At 44.5% G+C, this 24,055-nt stretch carries 25 protein-coding genes; 8 read left to right on the top strand and 17 right to left on the bottom strand.

All coding sequences use genetic code 11. The features are described 5' to 3' along the window. Positions 1 to 14: 14 nt before the first annotated feature. A complete protein-coding gene (locus SFC66_RS15235; protein ID WP_411219583.1) occupies positions 15 to 485 on the bottom strand; it encodes a nucleoside deaminase in 471 nt (156 codons plus the stop codon). A 179-nt stretch (positions 486 to 664) separates the two neighbouring features. On the opposite strand from SFC66_RS15235, the gene SFC66_RS15240 reads away from it, so the two are divergent. Together SFC66_RS15240 and SFC66_RS15245 are read left to right on the top strand one after the other, a co-directional pair. Beyond that, the gene (locus SFC66_RS15240) at positions 665 to 997 is read left to right on the top strand and encodes a winged helix-turn-helix transcriptional regulator (protein ID WP_411219584.1); all 333 of its coding nucleotides are present in this window, start codon (positions 665 to 667) and stop codon (positions 995 to 997) included. A 148-nt stretch (positions 998 to 1,145) separates the two neighbouring features. Next, on the top strand, positions 1,146 to 1,448 hold the full coding sequence (locus SFC66_RS15245) for a hypothetical protein (protein WP_411219585.1): 303 nt from the start codon (positions 1,146 to 1,148) through the stop codon (positions 1,446 to 1,448). Positions 1,449 to 1,665: 217 nt separating this feature from the next. Here the strand turns inward: SFC66_RS15245 and SFC66_RS15250 are convergent, their stop codons facing one another. Continuing rightward, a complete protein-coding gene (locus tag SFC66_RS15250; RefSeq protein ID WP_411219586.1) occupies positions 1,666 to 3,027 on the bottom strand; it encodes an FAD-binding oxidoreductase in 1,362 nt (453 codons plus the stop codon). A 349-nt stretch (positions 3,028 to 3,376) separates the two neighbouring features. Here SFC66_RS15250 and SFC66_RS15255 point away from each other — a divergent pair, with 349 nt between their 5' ends. Further along, positions 3,377 to 5,068 carry an NAD-dependent malic enzyme gene (locus tag SFC66_RS15255; protein WP_411219587.1) on the top strand — a complete coding sequence of 564 codons (1,692 nt, stop codon included), beginning with the start codon at positions 3,377 to 3,379 and terminating at the stop codon, positions 5,066 to 5,068. Positions 5,069 to 5,173: 105 nt separating this feature from the next. Then, the gene (locus SFC66_RS15260) at positions 5,174 to 6,139 is read left to right on the top strand and encodes an AEC family transporter (protein WP_411219588.1); all 966 of its coding nucleotides are present in this window, start codon (positions 5,174 to 5,176) and stop codon (positions 6,137 to 6,139) included. Positions 6,140 to 6,178: 39 nt separating this feature from the next. On the opposite strand, the gene SFC66_RS15265 is transcribed toward SFC66_RS15260, so the two are convergent. From SFC66_RS15265 to SFC66_RS15290, 6 genes are all read right to left on the bottom strand, one after another. Further along, positions 6,179 to 6,325, bottom strand: coding sequence for a hypothetical protein (locus SFC66_RS15265; RefSeq protein WP_170937651.1), 147 nt, complete (start codon positions 6,323 to 6,325; stop codon positions 6,179 to 6,181). A gap of 167 nt (positions 6,326 to 6,492) precedes the next feature. Then, positions 6,493 to 7,092 (bottom strand): nitroreductase family protein, encoded by a 600-nt coding sequence (locus SFC66_RS15270; protein ID WP_411219589.1) that lies wholly within the window; start codon positions 7,090 to 7,092, stop codon positions 6,493 to 6,495. A gap of 164 nt (positions 7,093 to 7,256) precedes the next feature. After that, positions 7,257 to 8,819: an AbgT family transporter gene (locus SFC66_RS15275; RefSeq protein ID WP_411219590.1), complete on the bottom strand. Its 1,563-nt coding sequence runs from the start codon at positions 8,817 to 8,819 to the stop codon at positions 7,257 to 7,259. A gap of 22 nt (positions 8,820 to 8,841) precedes the next feature. Continuing rightward, positions 8,842 to 10,281, bottom strand: coding sequence for a M20 family metallopeptidase (locus SFC66_RS15280; RefSeq protein WP_411219591.1), 1,440 nt, complete (start codon positions 10,279 to 10,281; stop codon positions 8,842 to 8,844). Between the two features lie 220 nt (positions 10,282 to 10,501). Continuing rightward, a complete protein-coding gene (locus SFC66_RS15285) occupies positions 10,502 to 12,217 on the bottom strand; it encodes an ABC transporter ATP-binding protein (RefSeq protein WP_411219592.1) in 1,716 nt (571 codons plus the stop codon). A 140-nt stretch (positions 12,218 to 12,357) separates the two neighbouring features. Beyond that, a complete protein-coding gene (locus tag SFC66_RS15290) occupies positions 12,358 to 13,242 on the bottom strand; it encodes a Cof-type HAD-IIB family hydrolase (RefSeq protein WP_411219784.1) in 885 nt (294 codons plus the stop codon). A 187-nt stretch (positions 13,243 to 13,429) separates the two neighbouring features. Here SFC66_RS15290 and SFC66_RS15295 point away from each other — a divergent pair, with 187 nt between their 5' ends. Beyond that, the gene (locus tag SFC66_RS15295; RefSeq protein WP_411219593.1) at positions 13,430 to 14,773 is read left to right on the top strand and encodes a sugar porter family MFS transporter; all 1,344 of its coding nucleotides are present in this window, start codon (positions 13,430 to 13,432) and stop codon (positions 14,771 to 14,773) included. A gap of 32 nt (positions 14,774 to 14,805) precedes the next feature. On the opposite strand, the gene SFC66_RS15300 is transcribed toward SFC66_RS15295, so the two are convergent. The 3 genes from SFC66_RS15300 to SFC66_RS15310 form a co-directional block, all read right to left on the bottom strand. Further along, on the bottom strand, positions 14,806 to 15,510 hold the full coding sequence (locus SFC66_RS15300) for an ABC transporter permease (RefSeq protein WP_411219594.1): 705 nt from the start codon (positions 15,508 to 15,510) through the stop codon (positions 14,806 to 14,808). After that, complete coding sequence (locus tag SFC66_RS15305) at positions 15,507 to 16,352, bottom strand: ABC transporter ATP-binding protein (RefSeq protein ID WP_411219595.1); 846 nt, start codon at positions 16,350 to 16,352, stop codon at positions 15,507 to 15,509. The genes SFC66_RS15300 and SFC66_RS15305 overlap by 4 nt, the downstream gene beginning before the upstream one ends. 155 nt (positions 16,353 to 16,507) lie before the next feature. Next, the gene (locus SFC66_RS15310; RefSeq protein WP_411219596.1) at positions 16,508 to 17,524 is read right to left on the bottom strand and encodes a LytTR family transcriptional regulator DNA-binding domain-containing protein; all 1,017 of its coding nucleotides are present in this window, start codon (positions 17,522 to 17,524) and stop codon (positions 16,508 to 16,510) included. 79 nt (positions 17,525 to 17,603) lie between these two features. Here SFC66_RS15310 and SFC66_RS15315 point away from each other — a divergent pair, with 79 nt between their 5' ends. From SFC66_RS15315 to SFC66_RS15325, 3 genes are read left to right on the top strand one after another with little or no spacing between them, the layout of a single operon-like run. Next, positions 17,604 to 18,041, top strand: a complete 438-nt coding sequence (locus SFC66_RS15315; protein WP_411219597.1) for a YueI family protein — start codon at positions 17,604 to 17,606, stop codon at positions 18,039 to 18,041. A gap of 59 nt (positions 18,042 to 18,100) precedes the next feature. Further along, on the top strand, positions 18,101 to 18,721 hold the full coding sequence (locus tag SFC66_RS15320) for a flavin reductase family protein (RefSeq protein ID WP_411219598.1): 621 nt from the start codon (positions 18,101 to 18,103) through the stop codon (positions 18,719 to 18,721). 18 nt (positions 18,722 to 18,739) lie between these two features. Beyond that, on the top strand, positions 18,740 to 19,582 hold the full coding sequence (locus SFC66_RS15325) for an SDR family oxidoreductase (RefSeq protein WP_411219599.1): 843 nt from the start codon (positions 18,740 to 18,742) through the stop codon (positions 19,580 to 19,582). Here SFC66_RS15325 and SFC66_RS15330 read toward each other — a convergent pair whose 3' ends face one another. The 6 genes from SFC66_RS15330 to SFC66_RS15355 all read right to left on the bottom strand — a co-directional run bounded on the left by SFC66_RS15330 (position 19,583) and on the right by SFC66_RS15355 (position 24,040). Continuing rightward, entirely contained in the window at positions 19,583 to 20,074 is a 492-nt protein-coding gene (locus tag SFC66_RS15330) for a transcription repressor NadR (protein ID WP_411219600.1), read from the bottom strand. Then, complete coding sequence (locus SFC66_RS15335) at positions 20,067 to 20,210, bottom strand: hypothetical protein (protein WP_411219601.1); 144 nt, start codon at positions 20,208 to 20,210, stop codon at positions 20,067 to 20,069. The genes SFC66_RS15330 and SFC66_RS15335 overlap by 8 nt, the downstream gene beginning before the upstream one ends. After that, a complete protein-coding gene (locus SFC66_RS15340; protein ID WP_411219602.1) occupies positions 20,200 to 21,072 on the bottom strand; it encodes a glycosyltransferase family 8 protein in 873 nt (290 codons plus the stop codon). Before SFC66_RS15340 ends, SFC66_RS15335 begins: the two co-directional genes overlap by 11 nt. A gap of 183 nt (positions 21,073 to 21,255) precedes the next feature. Further along, positions 21,256 to 21,810: a shikimate kinase gene (locus SFC66_RS15345; protein ID WP_411219785.1), complete on the bottom strand. Its 555-nt coding sequence runs from the start codon at positions 21,808 to 21,810 to the stop codon at positions 21,256 to 21,258. A 95-nt stretch (positions 21,811 to 21,905) separates the two neighbouring features. Continuing rightward, positions 21,906 to 22,877, bottom strand: a complete 972-nt coding sequence (locus SFC66_RS15350) for an aldo/keto reductase (protein WP_411219603.1) — start codon at positions 22,875 to 22,877, stop codon at positions 21,906 to 21,908. Between the two features lie 233 nt (positions 22,878 to 23,110). Beyond that, complete coding sequence (locus tag SFC66_RS15355; RefSeq protein WP_411219604.1) at positions 23,111 to 24,040, bottom strand: manganese-dependent inorganic pyrophosphatase; 930 nt, start codon at positions 24,038 to 24,040, stop codon at positions 23,111 to 23,113. Positions 24,041 to 24,055: the final 15 nt, after the last annotated feature.

Raw genomic sequence — 24,055 nt, forward strand, 5'->3', positions numbered from 1 at the left:
GGAATCGCCTTCTTTCAATATTCCACTTTGTCATCTTTTTCCCGCCAAGCTTTCATCGGATCGGCAGTTTCTGCCTGGGGAAGCTGGACAGTGTGAATCTTTCGTTGTTCATATGGTTTTTCTATTTCCTGATAAATGAAATCATCATCAAAGCCTATGGCTGCAGCGTCCTTTTTCGTATAAGCAAAGTACAATGCCTTTGGACGAGCCCAGTAAATCGCACCCAAACACATCGGACATGGTTCACAGCTGGAGTAAATGATGCAATCCTCCAGTTCGAAATGACCCAGACTGCTCGTCGCATCACGGATTGCCTGTATTTCAGCATGTGCCGTGGGATCATGCAAACTTGTGACAAGGTTCGTACCTTCTCCGACGATTTCCCCGTCCCGGACAATGACCGCACCGAACGGTCCTCCCTTGCCGCTGTTCACGTTCTCGACAGCAAGCTTACATGCATAATCTATGTAATAATGATGATCCATGTCCCTCTCCCCCTCCATCATACTTACTTTCAATTATAGGTTCCTTCCTAATTTTTTGCCAGGAAGTTGGTATGGAAAACGGTATACACAGGAACAATATACTTGTTACTTTTCGTAACCTCGTATATAATGAAACATAAAATAACAAGTAAACAGTGCTTTTGCAGAGGTGATGATAGATGAAATCCGTAGAATTATGTCCGCGCTTTGAGTCCGGCATGGAACTTTTAAGCAAACGATGGACTGGCCTAATCATTTTCCGCCTCTTAGAAGGATCACAGCGATTTTCTGAATTGGAATCGTCCCTGCCGATCAGTGGCCGCTTGCTTTCTGAGCGTCTGAAAGAGCTGGAAGCAGCGGGTATTGCAACAAGAACAGTATACCCGGACACACCAGTCCGTATAGAATATGAACTGACAGAAAAAGGCCATGCTTTGCGCCCTGTGATCACTTCCATAAGAGAGTGGGCAGAAAAATGGGTAACACCGGATGAAACCGCTCCGGCTAAATAGTTCGTGCTTCAACAGCCTGTCCTCATTGGGAGGATGGGCTTTTTTAGGTATATTTCTGAATAGTGAAAATATTGATAAAAAACTATTTACATTTTTCCTCAACGGGTATATAGTATAGAAATCATGAAGGATAGGAGGTGGGGAGGAAATGCAACGCAAAGCTGCTCTTTTGTTTATCGGGCTTGTATTGTCGATCACGCTGCAAGTGATGGTGCTCCATCCGATGTACCACATGGGTTCAGATGACATCCAGCCGCAGCACGTCGTCATTCATAAAGCCGATTTACCGGATGATGAAAAACACTGGCTGCCGATCATAGCACAAACAGCAGTCCTGACTTTTTTGCCTGTACTGCTTGCATCAGGTATGATTCAAGCACGTATGCTGCAGACTAAGCAGGCGGTCCGGCATTTCCTGCTGGCCGTCTTCTATCAATCGAGTTATCGCTGAATAGGACTCCTTTTGCATAGGTTGTGTTAGCAATCCAAAGGAGGGGACGAAAATGTTTGTGGCAAGAGCGATCATGGTCATAGCACTTTCAGTTAGCGCACTATCCATCTTTGCATATCAAGGCATTGAAATGGTGCATGTAATTACAGACCTATTCAGCAAAAAAGGCTAAATACAGAAAGAGCGTATTCTTGAGGGGGAATACGCTCTTTCTATTTTAATCGATCAATTTCCCGGGATTCATGATGCCTCGTGGATCGATTGCTTGTTTGATTGTCCGCATTACATCATAAGCTGCACCATGCTCCATCGGTTGATAAACCTTCTTGCCGACACCCACACCATGCTCCCCTGTACAAGTACCATCGTGAGCAAGCGCATAATCGACGACAGCTTTATGAAGCTGTTTGGCGGCAGCCTTCTCCCTTTCATCCGCAAAATCGACCATTGCAATGATATGAAAATTACCATCTCCGACATGTCCGACGATCCCAGCCTCCAGACCGCTCTGATCCACTGCTTGCCTTGCCTGCAGGATTGCCTCGGCAAGTTCGGAAATCGGCAGGCATACATCCGTTACAAGCATCTGTTTTTCTGGCGCTCCTTTTATGTAGTAATACGCAAGATTATGTCTGGCATCCCATAAATGTTCTTGCGCCGCCTTATCTGTTTCTGCCAGAAATTCCACTACATTGAAAGGTCTCAATAATTCCCCCATCCGTCTTAGCTGATGCTCGAGATGTTCAGCTTCTCCGTTCAATTCAAAGAAAATGGTCGGTTGTTCAACATAAGAGGTGTTGGCGAAATGATTCACATGCGCCACAGAAGCCGCATCCACGAATTCAATCCTTGCCAAATCAAGCCCCGCCGTCCGAAGTCTGACAACAGCCGCCACCGCTTCATCAAAGTCATGGAAGACAGCACGCGCAGCAACTGTCGCTTCTGGTATTGGATATACCCGAAGAGTCAGTTCCGTTATGATACCAAGGGTGCCTTCCGATCCAGCAAATAAACCGGAAAGATGCAACCCCGAAGAAGACTTCAGCGCTTTTGAACCGGTATGGATGATTTCACCGCTCGGCAAGACCACTTCCATATCAAGTATATTATCCCGCATCGTCCCATATTTCACCGTATAAGAACCACTTGCATTCGTACCTGCCATTCCTCCCAATGTCGCTTCTGCCCCTGGATCGACACTGAAGAATAATCCATGCTTTTTCAGGGCATCATTCAACTTGAATTGAGTGAGTCCCGCACCTGCAATGATAAAACCGTCTTTATCGCCAACTGTCTTCAATTCGTTCATCAATCCCAAATCAAGAGAGATTCCTCCTTTATAAGGGATTGCATGCCCCTCCAAACTGGAACCTTTTCCAAAAGGTGTGATCGGTATGCCATATTGATTGGCAAAAGCAAGAATCTCACTGACTTCTTTTGTACTTTCCGGAAATACGACAACGTCCGGATCAGCAGCAGGGTGATAAGAGGCATCATGATTATGCTGGCTGATGACTGCGGCTGCTGTGGATACCCTGCCTGGGTGGATGAATTTACTCAGTTCTTTCACAATGTCCATGCCTGGTTACACCTCTTTCTATATATAGATAAGCTTAGCACGATGGATGAAATTTAAGAAGCAGAATAGTTTGAATAAATAAACAGAAATTAAAAAACAGTAATATGTATATTTTTCTAAATAAAAAAAACAATAATAAAGTAAAAACAGAAATTACTTCACATCTGTAAAATACTTTGGTACCGCGGTTTTTTAGAACGATTCTTAGTATGTGAAATATCACACAAACTTAGGTTTTGCAATAGTTATTTTAAATACTTTGTTAAAATTGATTAACAATTGATTAGTGATAGAATTATTTGTGGCAGTTACAAAACGTAAGTAATCATTCGAAAAGGTGGAATCAGATATGAACACATATCGCAATAATGAAGATGGATCTCTATCCACTTCCCTAAGAGGTAAGAATTTAATTTCAAATCCTTTTCTAAATAAAGGTGTCGCTTTTACAAAAGAAGAAAGAGCTGAGCTCGGTCTTGAAGGTGTATTGCCAGCGACAGTTTTGACATTGGACGAACAAGTGAAGCGTGCTTATGAGCAATTCAATGCACAGCCTAACAACTTGTTGAAAAACAATACATTGAACCAGCTTTACAACCGTAACGTTGTTCTTTACTATCGTCTTTTGACTGATCATCTAAGCGAAATGCTTCCAGTCGTTTATACTCCAACTGTAGGTCAAGCTATCCAGGAATACAGCCACGAGTACCAACGTCCAGGTGGTGTTTATCTTGATATCAACAACCCGGACAATATTGAGCAAGCTTACGATAATACATTGCTTAACACAGATGAAATCGACTTGATCGTTGTTACTGACTCTGAGAGCATTCTTGGAATTGGTGACTGGGGTGTCGGCGGATTGAACATCGCAATCGGTAAATTGGCTGTTTACACAGCTGCTGCTGGTATCGACCCGAACCGTGTACTTCCAGTAGTAATCGATGCTGGTACAGATAACGAAACATTGCTTAACGACCCACTTTATGTCGGTAACCGTCATAAACGTGTTCGCGGTGAGCAATACGATCAGTTCATCGATGCATTCATCAGTAAAACAGTTGAGAAGTTCCCTAATGTACTTCTTCACTGGGAAGACTTCGGTAACCGTAACGCACGTAACATCATCGATAAGTATGGCGACAAGATCCTTACTTTCAACGATGATATCCAAGGTACAGGCGCAATCACACTTGCAGCTGTCATGAGTGCTTCCAAAGTTACTGGTACTCCGATCTCAGAACAGCGTGTAGTTGTCTTCGGTCCTGGTTCTGCAGGTATCGGTAATGCAGACCAAATCGCAGCTACCATGGTACTTGATGGTATCTCTAAAGAAGAAGCTTTGAAAAACTTCTGGGCAATCGACCAACGCGGTCTTTTGACTGATGACATGGATGGCATTGCTGACTTCCAGAAACCTTACCTTCGTTCTGCTGATGAAGTAAAAGACTGGAATAAAGAAGATGGAATCATTGGCCTTGCTGAAGTTATCCGCCAAGTGAAACCAACTATCTTGATCGGTACTTCTGGCCAAGCTGGTGCTTTCAGTGCAGAAATCATCAAAGAGATGGCAAAACACGTAGAACATCCAGTAATCATGCCTATGTCCAACCCAACACCACTTGCGGAAGCAATTCCAAAAGACTTGCTTGAATGGACTGACGGTAAAGCACTGATCGCAACAGGCAGCCCGTTCGATCCTGTTGAATACAAAGGTACAACTTATCATATCGGTCAAGCAAACAACGCATTCGCGTTCCCAGGTCTAGGACTTGGTTCCATCGCTGTTAAAGCGAAATTGATCACAGCACCTATGTTTGCAGCAGCAGCTAATGCAATTGCAGATATGGTCAACAGCAACACACAAGGCGGCTCTTTGCTTCCAGCAATCGATGAGCTTCAACCAGTGTCCAACGCTGTAGCTGAAGCAGTTGCAAAAGCTGCAATCGAAGATGGCGTATCTGATGCAAAACCTGAAGAAATCAAAGATCTTTTAGCTAAATCTGTTTGGAAACCAGAATACAAATCCATCAGAGGCTAATCACTAAAGAATTTCTAATGGTGCAGGTGACTCCTTCCATAAGGAGGCACCTGTATTAATTTTGACAACTTGAGCAACATAACTACTGTAGGGAGTGGAAAGAACATGAGTTTTGGTGAAATTTTCATCATACTAATCCCGATTTTCTTCGTAATCCTTCTAGGATTCATTGCAGGAAATCGCGGCATTTTCAATAAAGAAACATCCAAAGGGATCAACACACTTGTAACAAAAATTGCATTGCCAGCACATTTATTCGTCGGGGTAACAACTACTTCCCGCGAAACGATTTTTGATAAAGCTTCATTTCTTGGCGCTTTGGTAATTGGTGTCATCGGGTTCTTCGTCGTTGTACTTCTTGTCACTAAATGGACTTCTAAATACAATTTCGTACAGTCAACGATGTTCTCTTTGAATTCGACACAGCCAACATTTGCATTCATGGGTATCCCGGTTATGGGAAGTCTGTTCGGCGCTGAAACAGTTGCGATTCCAATCGCATTGATGGGTATCATCGTTAACGCACTACTTGATCCATTGGCTACAATTCTTGGTACAGTGGGCGAACGTAACAAAGGTTCGAACTCTGATGAGAAACAAGAAAGTTTGTTCAAAGTAACAATCAAGTCCATCCTGCATGGTCTTAGCGAACCACTTGCTTGTGTACCGATCGTTGGTTTGCTACTAGTGCTTATCTTTAATTTCCACCTGCCAGAACTAGGCGAAAAATCACTTGATCAAATCGGTAACGTTGTATCAGGTGTTGCATTGTTCGCAGTCGGTGTTACAATCGGTATCAACAAAATCAAACTAAGCTTCTCTGCATTCTCCATCGCGATCTTGAAAGCAATCGTTCAGCCGCTTGCTATGATCCTTATCGCGCTTGCACTTGGTTTAGGGCACAATGATTTCGTAATGGCAGTATTGCTTGTATCCTTCCCAGGATCAGCAGTTGCGTCCATGATCGCAATCCGCTTCAAGAGTTTGGAAACAGAAGTTGCTTCTGCTTTCGTAATAAGTGCGATCCTGTCGATCATCACATTGCCATTCTTGATAACGGCAATAATGTAAAACGAAAGGAGTATCCCGATTTACCGGGATACTCCTTTTTTATTTAACAGCAGGAAGGTCATCTGATTTAGACAATTCATCTCGTAAGTAATCCATGTATCGCTCCAAAGTAGTCAGGATCTCATCACGTTCATCATCCGACAAATCCCCAGCATGCTGCAACTTTTTATATGGATATGCACTCACTTTACTTCCTTCCTTTCCTTCAATGATATTGGTTATGTTTGTAGCTTCTATATACCCCGGTACTTCGGGTCGAAAACATATGTAATATATTTGTAACAGAATTTTCAAATAATTATACTTAAAAAAGATGCCCCTGTCCAGATATGACAAAGGCATCCTTTCCCTTATTATTTAATGATTTTAACGCGATCTTCCAGTGGCTTGAATTCTTTCTCGCCAGCTGGCATTGTTGGTTTACCGAAAGGCATTTGACCGCGAAGCTTCCAATTGGATGGGATATCCCATTCCTTTTGAATCGCTTCATCAACAATTGGGTTGTAGTGCTGCAAGCTAGCACCAAGACCTTCCATTTCCAAAGCTGTCCAAACTACCAGCTGATGCATTCCAGAAGTCTGTTCAGACCAGATCGGGAAGTTTTCCGCATAAAGTGCGAACTGCTCTTGCAAACCTTTTACCACAGTTTCGTCTTCGAAGAATAACACTGTGCCATATCCATTGCGGAATGATGAGATTTTCTCTTCTGTTGGCGCAAAGTTATCAGCTGGAACAATCGCTCGAAGCTGTTCTTCGGTAAGATCCCAGAAACGATCATGCTTGTCTCCAAGAAGCACGATGACACGTGTGCTTTGGGAGTTAAAGGCAGATGGAGTGTATTTAACAGCAAATTCAACGATTTCCTGAATACGCTCATCTGATACCGGTGATTCTTTTGCTAGTCCATAGATGGATCTTCTGTTTTCCAATGCTTTGAAAAAGTCTTGTGTCATTACTATATCCCTCCAAAAATGTATTACCGTTTGATAGCATACCCTACTTAGTCAGCACCTATTAGTTACCCATGATAATCGAGTTACTTTCAGTAATTAATGTATCGCATTCTAAAGAAAACGTCAATTATAAAGGGCGCAGCATATGCTTGCGCCCTTTCACTTTACAAACGGATATCGACACCAGGTCCCACCTGCAGACCGAGCAAACTCCAAACTACGAACATCACGATCCATGCAGCCAAAATCAAAAGGGCGAACGGAAGCATCAGCGACATAAGCGTTCCAAGACCGGATCGTTTATCATATCGTTTCATGAACCCGAGCAACATGACGACGTATGGATTCATTGGCGAAAGGATATTGAATGCCGAATCCCCGATACGGAATGCTACTTGTGTGTAAGCCGGGTCATAGCCCAACTGATAAAACATCGGCAGGAACACCGGCGCAAGCAATGCCCAAAGAGCAGAGCCGCTTGTGATGAACAAGTTGACGATGGATGAGATCACAGTAAAACCTACCATTGCCCCTACACCTGTCATATCCATGTTTTCCAAAGCTAAACTACCGTTTACGGAGATGATTGTGCTGATATTCGTCCATTCAAAATATGCGATGAACTGTGCAGCAGCAAAGACCAACACGATAAAACCTGACATCTCTTTCATTGCAATCCCCATTTTTTCCGGGATATCAGCAATTTTTTTGAGTGTACCCGCAGTAAAGCCATATGCTACCGCCAGTATGATGAATAAAAACAGAATCAGAGGAACGATATTACTCATGAATGGAGATTGAATTATCCCTCCGTCTTCTCCGCGCAAAATGCCATTGGAAGGTATGATGAGCAAGGAAACAAGAATCAAATAAACTCCAGCAGCTATCAATGCATTGCGTACGCCGCGTTTTTGTTCTGGGCGCAGCTTTTCAATCTGCGCAGTCAGGATGCTCTTATCGGCAAATTCAGGGTTGAATTCACCAAGGCGTGGCTCTATCAGTTTCTTCGAGATGATTGAAACGACAAAGACAAGCATGATAGTGGAAGCACTCATGAAGTACCAGTTATCAAGTGGAGAAACTGCACGTGCATCCGGATACTGCCCTTGGATGACTTCCGTTGAGATACCTGACAGTAATACGTCTGTCCCAGCAATCAGGATATTTGCCGTAAATCCAGCCGAGACGGCTACAAAAGCCGTAAGAAGTCCTGCAATCGGGTGCTTACCGACAGAATAATATATCATGGCAGCAAGTGGCGGTATGATGACCATGGAAGCATCGGAAGCCAAGTTCCCGAGCAATCCTACGAAGATGATCATGTATGTAACCAAATTTTTCGGGATATTCGCTACCATTCCGCGCATGACCACTTCAAAAAATCCAACATGCTGTGCAAGTCCGATACCAAACATCATGACGAGCACCAGACCAAGCGGTGCAAATCCCGTGAAGTTGTCCAGCATGGAGGATAAAGCGAATGTCAATCCTTCTGCTGAAATCATGTTGTTCACTTCCACGACCTCATTCTCAGGCGTGGTGACGGATACACCGATCATACTCATGATCCAGGATACAATGGCCACGAAGATCGCCAGATAAATGAAAAGCATAAATGGATCAGGAAGCTTATTTCCCGCGCGTTCTATCGCAGAAAGGAATCTTAGCGCCTTCCCTTCTTCCTTTTTGGGCTTTTGCAAGCCGCCATTTTGCTGTTGATTGACCATCTCTTTACCCCCGATCTGTTAGTTAGGCTAATATAGTTGGTTTGACACCGTCCGGGATAGGGTTCGTATATCCATTCGGTCCAAGACGTTGTTGCATTTCCTGCTTGGCAGCTTCCAGCTGTTCTGGTTCATCGAATAGCGAAAGCGCAGTTGCGGCCATCACTTCGCTCGCATACAGCATTCCTTTTTGCGCCAGGGACGTTTTCCCCTGAGACACAACCTGCCATGTATGTAATGGCGTACCAATGGCGAAGCAGGACGCATGGAACTGGATGGTAGGTGTGATTCTGCTTACATCCCCTACATCGGTCGAGCCGTATTGGAAGTTCTCCGCATCACGATATGGAATCGGGGTTGTCAGAATCGGAGATGACTCCATTTCCTGCTCCCATAATCCTGCATCCTTCCCAACCAACTGCAGGATGGCGCGCTTATCGGAAGCAATATCCTCAGCACTCAAAGTTGTCTGTATATCCCGGGCAAAATCCAACTCCTCCGCTGTATACACAGGTACTTCAATACGCTCAACCTGTTCCTGCATGACTTGTTCAAGGACTGTATTGCGAATGAACCCGGAACACGCTTTATCAAACGTAATTTCCAATTGCGTCTCGGTCATCAACGCAGCACCTTGGGCGATCTTCACTACACGCTGATAAATGCTTTCCACCTGCTCCGTCTCCGGGGCCCTGACCAAATAAAGCACTTCCGCTTCCGGCTGCACGACGTTAGGTGAAACACCGCCAGCATTCGTGATGGCATAGTGCAGACGAGCATCCTGCACCACATGCTCACGCAAGAAATTGGTGCCGATATTCATCAATTCAACCGCATCCAGCGCACTGCGGCCTAAATGCGGGCCACCTGCTGCGTGGGCGCTTTTTCCTTTGAACTTGAAATACACTTGATAGTTAGCAAGCGTTTCTGCTCTTTGTACACCACTGTGCGTGAATGGATGCCATGTAATGGCAGCATCCGCATCATCGAATACACCTTCTTTAGCCATGAACGTTTTACCCGATCCGCCTTCTTCACCCGGACAGCCGTAATAACGTACAGTACCGCTCAATCCGTTTTCCTGCATATATTCCTTGACTGCCAAAGCAGCTCCCAGTGCACTTGTTCCGAGCAGATTATGACCGCAGCCATGACCTGTTCCGCCAGATACAATTGCTTTTTGTTCAATAATGCCCGCTTCTTGACTTAGATCGGATAGCGCATCAAACTCTCCCAAAAAAGAAATGACCGGCTTACCTGTTCCATAATTCGCCACAAAAGCAGTCTCTATTCCTGCTGCATTTCGCTGCACTTCAAACCCTTCTTCTTCCAATACATCTGCAAGCAATGCAGCAGATTGTTTCTCTTGAAAGCGCAATTCCGCAAACTCCCATATCCGTTCGCTTATTGCACATAATTTCTCCGCTTTATTCTTTAAAAGATTGTCAATCGAAATAGTTTCCATTAGCTCTCCCCCTGAATCTGCGAATTTCATGTTAGCTTTCCTCACTTGTGATGTTACCCAAAGAATGAAAAGTTAGCAATAGAGTATCGTCAAAAAAATCTAATTATTCTATCTTTATTGTAAGATAACTTGACGTAATTTAATAGTAAACGCTTACAATTCTAACAAAAGAACAGGAAGTTCATTCTCCTATCTGGTAGAAAACTTCCTGTCTAATTGATCAACGAGCAAATTGCGCGTCATAAAGCCGCCGGTATGCACCAGCTCTTTCCAGCAGTTCACTGTGTTTTCCTTCTTCAGTGATTCCTTGCTTGGTGACCATGATTATCTTGTCGGCATGTTTGATGGTAGCCAGACGGTGCGCAATCACCAATGTTGTACGACCTTCTGACAACTCATCCAAGGCTTCTTGTATTTTGACTTCTGTTTCGGTATCCAGTGCAGATGTCGCCTCGTCCAAAATAAGGATCGGCGGATTCTTCAAGAATACTCTTGCGATGGAGATACGCTGTTTCTGTCCGCCGGAAATCATCACACCACGCTCGCCGATGACCGTATCCAGTCCATCTGGCAGCTCGGCAAGAAAATCAGTCAGCTGCGCCCTCCTAGCAGCATCCTCAATTTCCTCTTCAGTTGCCCCCAGCTTTCCATATGCAATATTTTCCCTGATTGTCCCGCCGAATAAATAAACATCCTGCTGCACAATACCGATTTGACTGCGCAGGGACGCCAGTGTCATCTCATCGTGTGGTATCCCATCAATCATTATTTCACCTGCATTCCGTTCATAAAAACGCGGCAGCAGACTGCAAATTGTTGATTTTCCGGCACCAGACGGACCAACAAAAGCAACCGTTTCCCCAGCATTTATCGAGAAGCTGATATCTTTCAAGATTGAGCTGCCCTCGTTATAGCCAAAAGAGACATTCTCATATCGGATATTCCCTGCCAGAGCATCCACCTGCTTAGCATCCGGTGAATCTTTGATATCCGGATCAAGCCGCATGATATCCATATAACGCTGAAAACCAGCAATTCCTTTTGGATAAAGCTCAATGATCGCCCCGATTTTTTGTATCGGCTGGAAGAACACATTCGTCAGGAGGACAAAGGCCATCAAATCGCCGTACGACATACTGTCTTGAATGATGAACCATGCTCCGGCAATCAATTGGAAAACAGCGATGAAGCGCATCAGCATATATGTAACGGATAAGTTCAATGCCATGATTTTGTAAGACAATAATTTTGTCAGACGATAGCGTTCGTTATTGACCTTGAATCGCGCTTCTTCATGCGCTTCATTCGTGAATGCCTGCACAACGCGGATACCGCCCACTGTATTCTCGATACGGGCACTGAAATCCGCAGTATCCTCATTCATCCTTCTCGAAGCTTCCGTCATTTTCTTATTGCAATACAGCACAATCCAGAATAAAATCGGTACGACAAGCATAGTCATCAATGCCAGCGGCCAATTGATGAAGAACATGATGAGCAATGCACCGATGATCGTCATCACCGCTATGAACAAATCTTCTGGTCCGTGATGAGCCATTTCCCCAATCATGAACAAATCATTGGTCAAACGGGATATCAGATTCCCGACCTTTGTATTATCGAAGAAACGAAAACTAAGTTTCTGTATATGCTCAAATAACTGCTTGCGCATATCCCGTTCAATGTTGATACCTAGTTTATGACCCCAGTAAGTGACGATGTATTGCATTATCGTACTTAAGCCATAGACGATGAACAGCAAAATGCACGCAGTGACAATCCAGCTCCAGTTTTCTGTCGGCAGCAAGCGATCCACCATCATATTCACACCGATTGGAAATGCCAGTTCCAATAATGCCACAAAGACAGCGCTGCTGAAGTCGAGCATGAACAGTCGTTTATACGGTTTATAAAAAGCGAAAAAGTCTTTTAACAAGAAACCACACTTCTTTCTGAGAATGATTATCATTCTATTTTACATAAATCAGCCAGGCAGCGCACCCCCTTATCAGAAATTCATACACCCTGAAACGCACTGCACAAAAAAACTCCGGCGCTTTTCTGCGCCAGAGTCCTTTATACTCCTTCTTCCGTTCGGCGAAGTTCCTCTTGTTCCCCGGCAATTAATTTATCCAGGAAGTAGGCCACGCCTAGTTCATCATTCGACTTCGTAACATGAGTAGCGATTTCCATCAATTCTGTCATCGCATTCTTCATGGCAACACCATTGCCAGCAACCTCGAACATGCTGATATCGTTCGGGCTGTCACCGACAGCATAAATATCTTCCCGCTGGATGCCATACTTTTCAGCGAGCATCGTCACGGCATAGCCTTTGCCGGAGTCTTTCGGCAAGATTTCCATTATGTGCTCACCAGAGGATGTGACGGTGATCTCGGAATTCTCCCTGATCACTTTATAGACCTTGGCCAGATGCTGTAAGTCGAAGCTGAAAACAAGAATCTTAAAGATGGTATTCTCGTCTGTGAAAATATGATCGATATTCGGGACAAATCGAATTCCGGATTGCTTGAATTGGGACATGGCACCGATCCATAGCTGTTCCAGGCTTTCGTCTGGATTGGCGGATGCTACCTTGTCCAACTCTGCTTTTAGCTTCTCTTCGCCATTATAAGGAGATAAGAGCTCTGTTTCTGTATACACTTCAAAATAGATATCCTGTTCGATGAGATACGTCGCAATTTCCTTCGCTAACGCTTTCTCAAATGTGATTTCATTCAGTAATTCATAACCGAAATCATGAATCGTGCCGCCATTGGATGCAATGATGGGAATATCCAAGTCATCACCTACAAGGGATTTCACATCGAATGTTGCACGCCCAGTGCTGATGGCAACCAGCATATCTGCATCGATGGCACGTTTGATCGCCGCTTTATTTTCTTCGGGGATTTGACTCTCGGTATTCAGTAATGTTCCATCCAAATCGATTGCGATCATTTTTTTAGCCAAGTAAAATCCTCCTAATAAAATTTTTATGTAGTCATTGCTGCCATTATTAAATTATAATGGTTTATTGTGGGACTTTTCAATCGAGAGCAGATGAAAAGGTTTCATCCTATAACGAATGAGGAAAAGGCTTACATATTATAACATACTAATCGTACAACTTGGGAGGTAGCAATACATGCAGAAAAAGCAATCAAGCAGTCTATTATATTTTTTTGGTGCATTAGGCGGCTTACTCTACGGGTATGACACTGGTGTCATCTCTGGGGCTTTGCTATATATTGATGAGGATCTTGGCCTTACATCCTTCACTGAAGGCTTGGTTGTTAGTTCTCTACTAGTCGGAGCCATCATCAGTGCCGCCGTCACAGGACGGGTGACAGATAAAATAGGACGCAAAAAAACAATCATCACAGCCGGTATCCTTTTCCTTATCGGTGCACTTACAGCAGGACTTGCTGTAAATGTGACAATGATGGTCGTTGCGCGTGTCATTCTTGGTTTGGCAGTCGGATGTTCAACAACGATCGTTCCGCTATACTTATCAGAACTAGCTCCAAAAGAAAAACGCGGCTCACTTGCTTCGTTGAACCAACTGCTGATTACAATCGGTATTTTATCTTCTTACTTAGTGAATTACGCATTGTCAGACGCAGGCGCTTGGCGCTGGATGCTTGGTCTTGCGGTCATCCCGGCCATCATTTTGATCATCGGTATGATTTTCATGCCAGAGAGCCCACGCTGGCTTTTGACAGCTGGTAAAGAAGATAAAGCCCGCGCCATCTTGAAACGTGTACGCGGTGAAGGTGCTTCCATCGATGAGGAAGTATCAGAAGTGAAGAAAACAGAAAAAGAAGATGAAGGCGGTATGAAAGAGCTATTATCCAGCTGGGTGCGACCTGCCTTGATTGCCGGTATCGGCATTGCCTTCTTCCAGCAGTTCATCGGTATCAATACGATCATCTACTACACACCAATAACATTGGAGAATGCCGGATTTGCAGATTCTGCCGCTATCCTGGGTACTGTCGGAATAGGCGCAGTGAACGTTTTGATGACAATCATAGCAATCCGTTTCGTTGATAAAATCAACCGTAAAACCTTACTTATGGCAGGTAATATCGGCATGGTTATCAGTTTGGTCGTTCTTTCCACCGTTAATTTGCTTGCACCGGATTCCACTGCTGCAACATGGGCAATCATCATCTGCTTGGGTGCCTTTATCGTTTCCTTCTCGACTACTTGGGGACCTGTTGTCTGGATCATGCTTCCAGAACTATTCCCAACCAGCGTCCGCGGAATCGGAACAGGTGTGGCGACTTTCGCCCTGCATGGTGCAAACTTGATCGTCTCCTTGCTCTTCCCGATTTTACTGCGGGCAATCGGTATCAGCTACCTATTTTACATTTTCGCCGCTATCGGCATCCTTGCCTTCTTGTTCGTCAAATTCTTTACGACTGAAACACGCGGAAAGAGTTTGGAACAAATCGAAGGTGACTTGCGTACGCGCAGCCAGAACTAAACGAACAAGCCGCCCATATTCGGGCGGCTTGTTTAATTTGCTAATCTTCTCTTTTTAAAAACAATGAACGTAACCAGCAAAGCTGCGACAGTCCAGCCAATCAGCCAGAAGATATCTCCGCGGTAAGAGGAAAACGCCTCACCGTTCACCGCTGCCAAACAAGCTTCCATTATATACTCCCCAGGCGAATAGCTTAAGATATCCGCTATTATTCCATCCGTAAAATACATCTTGATCATCGGACTGAAACCAAAGAGGAAACTAAGCGGCAAAATGTACATGGATGTTTGTACTAAATTCTCACTAAGCAAACCAATCAACGTTCCTACCGCTGCAAAGAAAATCAATGCTAACAGCAATATGACACCAAGCATGACAGGACTTTCTATCTTAACATCTATCACAAATAGGGCCACTACGAATGTTATGATGGTCAAAACAACGGAGATGATACTTTTCCCCATCATTATCTCAGTGGAAGTTGCCGGTGACAGCAATAAAACTTGCAGTGTATTCTTTTCTTTTTCTTCTCCAAGTAATACAGCCTGTGCGTACATGGTTACAAAAGCAACAGCCATCAAGAAAACAAAAGAAAGTCCAAAGTCTTTCTCACCTTCCATCCTGCTGAAAAGAACAGCCATGAATATTGGAACGATCACAACAGATAAGATGGTGAAGTTTGATTTCAAATCATGATATTCTTTTACAAGCATTGCCGATAGACGCGCTGTATTCATGCTAATTTCCTCCCTGTCACTTCTATGAATATATCTCCCAAAGTTGGCTGATCGGAATGAACAGCGGCGATTTCGTCTGCCTGCATATACTGGTAAAGGAGATCTGCCCCCACTGCATCATTACCGATTGTTTCATTACGTCCATCTTTCAACTCCAAGTGAATGGTGTTTTTGGCATACTTTCGCTGAAGCTGCTTCGGCGCGTCCATTTCCCTTATTCGCCCTTCATGCAAAAATGCCACTCGGTCACAAAGCTGTGCAGCTTCTTCCATATTGTGCGTTGTCAGGAAAATCGTCGTCCCTTCCTCGTTCAGATTCCGCAGAAGATCGTGCATTTTCTGTACGTTTCCCGGATCCAGTGCCGAGGTTGGTTCATCCAGGAAGAGAACCTCTGGTTTATGCAGGACTGCACGAGCGAGAAGCACACGTTGCTTCATTCCTTTTGATAATTTTTTTACAGGTTTTTTCTTACTTTCCGCCAAACCAACTACTTGCAATACTTCTTCCACTCTTCCAGCAGCAACACCATATAATTTTGCATAGAAATCTAAATTTTGCTGGACCGTCATCCGTTCATATAATCCACTATTATCCGTCAAGATACCTATCCTGCCCAAGTCGGCATCTTTCATTTTAGAAGCAGCTTTACCTAAAATGGTAACATCGCCTGCTGTCTGCAGAAGCTGGCCGGTAAGTATTTTAACCGTGGTTGTCTTCCCGGATCCACTTGGTCCAAGGAAACCGAAAATCTCTCCCTTTTTTACATTGAAAGAAACTTGCTGCAGCGCTCGCTGCTGTCCGAATACCTTTGACAAATCATTCACTTGTAATGCAAAGTCCATATTTTGCTGCCCCTTTCCGTTCGTGACGGTTGATAGTCATAGCTTACTAGCCTTTTCGGAGAAATGCCTTAAAATCAAGCTTAATAGCGGATCAAAAAGCTGAATGGAGCAAAAAGACAGCTGAATGCTGCATATCCGGGGCTGAATGAAGCAGGTCACAAACCGAGCATTCCTTTCAACTCCTCAAAGCGATTCTTCGATAATGGAACGGAGCTGCGTGAATGATCATCAAGGATCAAACTGAAGCTGTTCCGAGTCCAGGTGACCACTTCCTTGACCTGCTGCAAGTTGACGAGATAAGAACGATGACAGCGGAAGAAACCAAACGCCCTTAGCCTCTCTTCTAATTCCTGAAGCGTATATGTACATGGATAGGCTCCGTCTTGCAGATGCAATTGGGCTACTCCTTCACTGCTCTCGATAAAGTTAATATCGAATGGATTGAAAAGAATGATTTTGTCATCGATCTTCGCTGGTATCTTTTCCAGTTTGACTGGCTGTATCGCTTCTTCATCTGCTGAAGAATCCACCTCTTCCTCTTCAACAGCTATTTGCTTACAGCTTTTATCTGTCAAAGAATAGACATGACTGGTCAGCGTCAAAGCATTCTCCAAGTCTATAGTAGTAAGGAGGATGGTCTTTCCTTTCCTTTTCAGCTCTTCGATGATTCGATGGATGATCAAACTCGTCTCTAAATCGACGTTCTGTGCAGGTTCTTCCATGATGATGATCGGCTGATCCTGCACAAGCAGCCGCCCGATTTGCACACGGCGTTCTTGTGAGAAATTCAGCTTGCTTATTTTTGTCGTTTGCCATTCACGCAAGCCGATTTGCTGCATCACTTCGTCTAAATCAACCTTGCTGCCATAAAGCCTCCTGAAGAAAGCAAGATAATCTTTCACTCTCATCCTCGAATACGCAGCATCGTCAAGATAAAGAAAGCCGATACGATCATTCACAGAATGCAGGTTTTCGATATTTTCACCAAATAGTAGTACACTACCGGTAGATGGGATTTCTTGTTTGTTGATTATTTTAAGCAACTGGCTTCCAATCACTTTATTGCAGCGGATCACATAACATTCACCGGCTGTTAGCTCGATATCGATTGGAGGCAAGGTCGTCGTATTATGATATGTCTTACTAAGATTTTCGAATTGCAGTGTCGTCATATATGTACGTCCCCCTGTTTTAATTTTATTGTAAAGCTAACACCATGAATTGGAAATACCAAATCGGAGTTGATCACAAATGAAGAAGGACATTGAGGATTATTTGAACGAAGGAATATATGGAATAAAAGAAACAAAGGCAAGTGAAAGAAAAGAATATCTCGGGACATTGAGAGAACGCGCGATTCTTGCAATGACAGAAGGAGAAGTCGTGCAGCAAAAGGGGCTGAAACAGCTCGAATATGCGATGAAGAATTATCCCGGATCATCCCTTCGTTTATCCGGGGAAGTGAACATACGTTTCTTCAAACCTTATAAATCGCTTGCTGCAACCCATCATGTCCCATATACATCCGTCACCAATCAAGGCGCAGATGTGGATATCGCACTTGTCCTGCACGTCGATCACGCCATAGATAAACAAGATATCTTCTTGGAAAAAGAAGAAGCAGTGGAAACCACCGAAAAAACGGAGCATTCTTTCTCATCCCTGATTAAAAATATCTTCAAAAGGTAACAGAACTGTTAAGCGCTTGTAAGATTACTATGCTAGCCTGACCGAAAGGGGCAATTGACTTGTATACATTCGATGCAAAAGGCATTCCAGCCAAAACACATTATAAAATCCTTACAGGAAGCATCATTCCCAGACCGGTAGCTTTTGTCACGACCAAATCCGCAGACTCGGATATCGTGAATGCTGCACCATTCAGCTATTTTTCCATTGTGAGCGCAGCACCGCCACTGATCAGTATTTCGGTACAGCGCGCAGAGGGCAGACAGAAGGACACAGCACATCATGCAATCGATACAGGTGAGCTCGTTGTCCATATCAGTACGGAGCCGATTGTGGAGGATATGAATAAGACTGCGGCAAGTTTGCTTCCTGACGAAAGTGAAATCGACCATACCAGCTTATCGCTTATACCAAGCACCTTCGTTTCCGTTCCTGGAATCAAACAGGCTTCCATCAGATTGGAATGCACTCTTTATGATCATATCGAGATCAAGGACGAAGATGGATCACCAACAGCAGACCTGTTGCTTGCAAAAGTGGCAGGTTACCACCTTTCTCCCGATGTGTACGATGAAAAGACCGGCTACTTGGATGCTAAAGCAATTCAGCCGATCAGTCGCTTGGCGGGCAATGACTACAGCAGGCTCGGGGAACTATTCACGTTGGAACGTCCAAAATAATAAAGGAGTGATCCGCATATGCCAAAAACAGTCGTGATCACCGGAGCGAACTCCGGCATGGGATTTGCCGCAGCGGTATATATGGCCAGAAAAGGTCATACCGTATGCATGCTCTGCCGATCCAAAGAACGCGGGCAGCAGGCACTGGCGGATGCGAAACAGCGAAGCGGCTCAAACGATGTTCATCTATATGAATGCGATCTCGCTTCCCTCACCAATATCCATGGCTGCGCAGAAGCATTGAAAGCACATCACCCTGTCGTTGACGTACTCATCAATAATGCCGGTGTCATCACTACGAAGAAGCAAGTCACTGCTGATGGACTGGAAATGATGATGGGCGTGAATCACCTCGGTCACTTCCTGTTGACCAACCTACTTTTGGATCAGATCAAAGCAGCACCACAGGGACGTATCATCGTCGTCTCTTCCGGCGCTTATAAAATAGGCAAGATCAATTTGGATGATTTAGGAGGAACAGAATCTTTCATACCCTGGCAGAATTATGCTCACAGTAAACTTGCCAACCTTCTGTTTGCCAAAGAACTGTCCACTCGGCTGCATCGTTCCAACGCTACAGTAAACGCTGTGCACCCCGGGGCAGTGAGCACCAGCCTTGGTGTCGACAGACAAACCGGGTTCGGTAAAAAGGTACATCAGGTTCTTCGTCCTTTCTTCCAAACACCCGCCAAAGGAGCCGATACGGCGTTGTATTTAGCTGAAAGTGAAGATGTACGGCATGTTTCAGGAAGCTACTTTTATAAACGGCGGATACAGGAAGTGAAGGGCCAGGCCGATGACGGAGAATTAGCCAAGCAGCTATGGGCCATAAGCGAAAGAAAAGTGGGATTGACTGTATAGTCAATCCCACTCCGGTACCAAAAATCCTTGTTCACGCAGCATCTCGACTGCTTCATCCATGATGTGTCCATCATCTGCTGCCAACGTATGCAGATGGATGCCATCCGTCAGTTCGGAGAGAAGTCCTGCTTTGCTATCAGCGATGCTTGCAAGGAATGTTTTTACTTCCCTGCGGCTCGAAACCATGATGGAAGCGGTTATTTGTCCGTATACAGGATGCTCCACCCGGACATCCTTCACTGTCACACCCAAATCCACAAGTAATTGCAGCTCATCTTCCGTCCTCTCGGGTGGATGCTGGCAGGCAACAATTCTCTCCACCGCATGGACAGGATGCTGTTGCAATATATATCCCTCGCTGGTCGAGATGATTGGATACTGTTCTGCTTTTAAGAGTGTAATATCCCCGACGATCACTTGCCTGCTGACATTGGCTTGCTTGGCCAGTTCACTGCCTTTTTGTGGACCATCCGCTGTTTGCAGTTTATCCAACAACCATTTTCTCCTGGTTTTCCCCAGGAGCTTCTTTTTTTCCTGCCCCATTCTTCAAACCGCCCTTTTTCCTCGTTTCCTGTATTATAGCAAATAAAAAAGACACAGCCAGCCTGGCTGCATCTTTAGTCTGCATACACTTCCGTCTCCTTTTGTCCGGGAAGCACTTTCCATGGTGTCTGTTCCAGAAATTCGAAATACATCGGAGCATATGGATGGCCGACATCTGAGTTCCACGGCTTATTGGCGCCGGTGAAATGGACGATGGCAGGAGACTGACGGGCTTCTTTATAACGTTTCCGTTCTGCCAGCTCCGTCGGCGTCTTTGTCTTCAGTATAATGAAAGATTGGGCATTCCACCGGGGATGGACGGGTTTCCACTTATCCCAAAGAATCGCATTCAAGGCATCCTGGTCATGTAAGTACAGGAAATCGGGATCATTGTTATCATCTATGAATTGCAGTACTCTTCTGGAGATGTTTTGCTGTCGCCAGCCTTCCATATCGATGACCATCATGCCGGAATTGAAGTACTTGCCTTCGGTAGTGATATTCATCTTCTCCAGACGCTGCAGCTGCCCTGCATCTTCCACTGCCGCCATCAAATTCCCCTCAAGCTCCATATCGTGCAACTCGGAAATATCCGTCAGCACCAATGTATCACAGTCGATATATATGACGCGTTCAACAGCTGGATCAGTAATGACTTCTGGAATGGAAATGCGATAATAAGCTGTTTTATTGATATATCTGCTTTCTGTTGCGTTTTTGTATGAATCTGTATCTATCGTTAGAAAACGAATCGGAACTCCGAATTGCATTGTAGTTTTCATCAGCATCCGTTTGTTAGGCTTGGTTATGCCTCCATCGATTACATAAAGCATGACTCGTCTGTTTCGATTGACATTTGTAAGCAGTGATGCCAGCATCACACCAAGATGGTGGGCATAGTTATCATCCGCACTCGAAACAACAGTAATGGTATCTTTGTGATGCAAGACGTTCATCCTCCTCCTGAAATCTTATCCTCCTCTACCCTGCACCTTATCGCTGAAAACCATTAGCAGCAAAAATAAGCAATTAGCACTGATAATTGTTTGATAATTAGGACAATTATTCCAGTTAAAAAGAGCTATCACAACGTTTATTGCAATAACTCTTTCCTGAAGCATTCATTAAGATTACGGCTGATGAAGTTCCCAGCCCAGCTTCAATATTTCCACGATATAATCAGCCACTTCTTCCGGATTCAGATTATCGGTAGTGACGCGCGAATTATGTTCAGCATAAATGGCTTGTCGCTCATCGAAAATCTGCTGGACTTCATCCACAGATTTATTATGGAGAACAGGACGATTTTCAATCAGCAGATCCATACGTTCCTTCCAACGGTCCCAGCTCAAATCAAGGAAGAGCACCAGGCAGCTATCAAGACATTTTTCCCTGATTGCTTCCTGCTTAAAAGCACCGCCGCCAAGTGAGACGATATTGCACTGCTTATTATCACAAATATCAATAACTGTTTCCCGTTCGATTTCCCGGAAGTATGCTTCTCCATGCTGAGCAAATATTTCCGGTATCGTCATTTCATAACGGCGCTCGATCTCGATATCGATGTCGATGAAGTCCCTGTACAATTTATCCGCCACCAGCTTGCCAATCGTCGTCTTTCCGACACCCATGAATCCGATCAAGGCGATATTCTTCGCCCGCACGGGTATATGCTGTCCACTCATAGTCCGCACATCCATAACCCCTCTCCATGTACCGTATACGCTGTGATAAGTTCTATTGTATACGATAAATCAAAAAATCGTAAGAGAGAAATACCCTATTCCACCTTGGCACCCTCCAGCTCCAAATTCAGCCACTTCACTTCCTCATCCGTCAAATTGATATCGACTGCCGGGAGCGCTTCCTCCCACCGCTGCACATTTTTACACCCGACGATCGCACATGTCGGGAAAGCTTGGTGCAACACATAAGCAACAGCAATCTGATTGGCCGTCACGCCTTTTTTATTTGCCATCTCCACTGCTCGATCATATCGTTTCCAGTTATCATCATTATAATAAACCCGGGCCATTTCCTCATCTGTCACATGATTCCGGTCATATGTCCCTGTAAAGAACCCGCCGGCTTGTGCTGCCCAGGAAATGACAGGCATGCCTGTGCGCTGATGCCAGGCAAGGTTTTCCTCATCCATCGCCACTGTCTCAGCCCATCGTAATTCATTCAGCTGTGCCAAGCTAAGATTGGGGCTGTTCACATGCAGACGGTCATATCCTTTGCTATCAGCATAGGCATTGGCTTCCTGGATCCGATCCGGCTGCCAGTTCGACACTCCATATATGCCGATCTTTCCAGCCTGCTGATGCTCATGCAACATATCCATCAAAACCTCGACAGAGACATTGCGATCATCCCGGTGAATGAGGTATATATCAATATGATCAGTTTGCAGGTTTTCCAGACTATCATGCAGGTCCTTTGTGATTTCAGCCGGATTCACCCTTTTCATCTCCGGATGATGCGTTCCATCGGGGTCGATATGATAATGGCCTCCTTTTGAGATAAGGATGACGTCCTTGCGCGTACCGCGTTCCTGCATCCACTGTCCAATCAGTTTCTCCGCTTGATATTTGGCGTATTTCGGACCTGTATCAATCGTATTGCCGCCTGTTTGCAAGAAGCTATCCAGGACAGCGAAAACATCTTGTTTTTTATTTTCGAAAAATTTCGTCGTTCCCAGGATCAATTTGGATAGCGGGCGCTCCATACCCGGTATAGTTGTATATTTCATTCTGAACAGCCTCCTTTTTAATCTGAAAAAATATGTAAGCAGCTTCCCTTCTTATTCCCTTGTTGTAAAGAAAAGTATCCTTATATAGCACAGAAAAAAAAAAACAGTGTTCAAAATTGGAAGAAGATATTTCGAGGTTGTTTGCAATGCGGGTGTATAATTTCACTTTAGCATTATGTACATGCTGACAGCAAATAAAATGAGCAGGCCCATATGTGCCTGCTCATTTATTTTTAGCCATTCATGACTTCAGTCAAAACTGGCACAATTTGTTTTTTACGGGATACAACACCTTTTAGTGTTGCTGTATTATTTGATAATGTAACATTGAAAGCTTTTTCGACAGCTTCCGTATCTGCTCCGATTGCAATGGCAGTAGAGTCATTGGTAAGGATATTCGTGATGGCAAATAGATACAGTTTCAGACCTTTATCGGTAATCTTCTGTTTCATCGCTTCTTCCACTTCTGCTTGACGCACGAGTACATCCTGTTCATCAACAACGTTCACCTGTGCGATTTCGACAGTTGCGTCGCCCATCTGGAATTCTTTCGCATCCAATGTGATCAATTCTGCAGCTGTTTTCTTGCTGACATCAGCACCCGCTTTCAGCATGTCCAAGCCGTATGTATCTACATCGACATCTGCGATTTCTGCAAGTTCCTTCGCAGCTTTGATATCCTGCTCCGTGCATGTTGGGGATTTGAACAACAAAGAATCGGAAATGATTGCGCTAAGCATAGCTCCTGCGATTTCTTTCGGAATCTCCACATCATGCTCTTTATAGATTTTCTTGATGATAGTAGCTGTACAGCCGACTGGCTCTGCACGATAATAAAGCGGATCTGCCGTTTCGAAATTCGCGATCCGGTGATGGTCGACCACTTCAATGACAGATACAGTATCGATATCTGAAACACTTTGCTGTTTTTCATTATGATCGACTAGGATGACTTGTTCTGCATCTCCATCAATTGCTTCGATGACGCGCGGCGCTTCCAATCCGAACGTTTTCAAAGCATATGCTGTTTCTTCATTCAGTTCCCCCAGGCGGACTGCTTCTGCTTCCATACCTAGTTTATTTTTCAAATGCGCGTATGCGATTGCGGATGTAACCGCATCTGTATCAGGGTTTTTATGTCCGAAGACGAGTACTTTACCCACTGCCAATCTCTCCTT

This window comes from Terribacillus saccharophilus (assembly GCF_046592895.1).
In the GTDB taxonomy this organism is placed as follows: Bacteria; Bacillota; Bacilli; order Bacillales; family Amphibacillaceae; genus Terribacillus; species Terribacillus saccharophilus_D.

Excerpts from the sequence above, each read along its gene's own strand:
- SFC66_RS15280 (WP_411219591.1), bottom strand. The coding sequence starts at position 10,281 with ATGGAAACTATTTCGATTGACAATCTTTTAAAGAATAAAGCGGAGAAA.
- SFC66_RS15235 (WP_411219583.1), bottom strand. The coding sequence starts at position 485 with ATGGATCATCATTATTACATAGATTATGCATGTAAGCTTGCTGTCGAG.
- SFC66_RS15335 (WP_411219601.1), bottom strand. The coding sequence starts at position 20,210 with ATGCAGACTAAAGATGCAGCCAGGCTGGCTGTGTCTTTTTTATTTGCT.
- SFC66_RS15250 (WP_411219586.1), bottom strand. The coding sequence starts at position 3,027 with ATGGACATTGTGAAAGAACTGAGTAAATTCATCCACCCAGGCAGGGTA.
- SFC66_RS15350 (WP_411219603.1), bottom strand. The coding sequence starts at position 22,877 with ATGAAATATACAACTATACCGGGTATGGAGCGCCCGCTATCCAAATTG.
- SFC66_RS15345 (WP_411219785.1), bottom strand. The coding sequence starts at position 21,810 with ATGAGTGGACAGCATATACCCGTGCGGGCGAAGAATATCGCCTTGATC.
- SFC66_RS15275 (WP_411219590.1), bottom strand. The coding sequence starts at position 8,819 with ATGGTCAATCAACAGCAAAATGGCGGCTTGCAAAAGCCCAAAAAGGAA.
- SFC66_RS15310 (WP_411219596.1), bottom strand. The coding sequence starts at position 17,524 with ATGACGACACTGCAATTCGAAAATCTTAGTAAGACATATCATAATACG.
- SFC66_RS15240 (WP_411219584.1), top strand. The coding sequence starts at position 665 with ATGAAATCCGTAGAATTATGTCCGCGCTTTGAGTCCGGCATGGAACTT.
- SFC66_RS15260 (WP_411219588.1), top strand. The coding sequence starts at position 5,174 with ATGAGTTTTGGTGAAATTTTCATCATACTAATCCCGATTTTCTTCGTA.
- SFC66_RS15300 (WP_411219594.1), bottom strand. The coding sequence starts at position 15,510 with ATGAATACAGCGCGTCTATCGGCAATGCTTGTAAAAGAATATCATGAT.
- SFC66_RS15295 (WP_411219593.1), top strand. The coding sequence starts at position 13,430 with ATGCAGAAAAAGCAATCAAGCAGTCTATTATATTTTTTTGGTGCATTA.
- SFC66_RS15270 (WP_411219589.1), bottom strand. The coding sequence starts at position 7,092 with ATGACACAAGACTTTTTCAAAGCATTGGAAAACAGAAGATCCATCTAT.
- SFC66_RS15305 (WP_411219595.1), bottom strand. The coding sequence starts at position 16,352 with ATGGACTTTGCATTACAAGTGAATGATTTGTCAAAGGTATTCGGACAG.
- SFC66_RS15245 (WP_411219585.1), top strand. The coding sequence starts at position 1,146 with ATGCAACGCAAAGCTGCTCTTTTGTTTATCGGGCTTGTATTGTCGATC.
- SFC66_RS15325 (WP_411219599.1), top strand. The coding sequence starts at position 18,740 with ATGCCAAAAACAGTCGTGATCACCGGAGCGAACTCCGGCATGGGATTT.
- SFC66_RS15315 (WP_411219597.1), top strand. The coding sequence starts at position 17,604 with ATGAAGAAGGACATTGAGGATTATTTGAACGAAGGAATATATGGAATA.
- SFC66_RS15290 (WP_411219784.1), bottom strand. The coding sequence starts at position 13,242 with ATGATCGCAATCGATTTGGATGGAACATTACTGAATACCGAGAGTCAA.
- SFC66_RS15255 (WP_411219587.1), top strand. The coding sequence starts at position 3,377 with ATGAACACATATCGCAATAATGAAGATGGATCTCTATCCACTTCCCTA.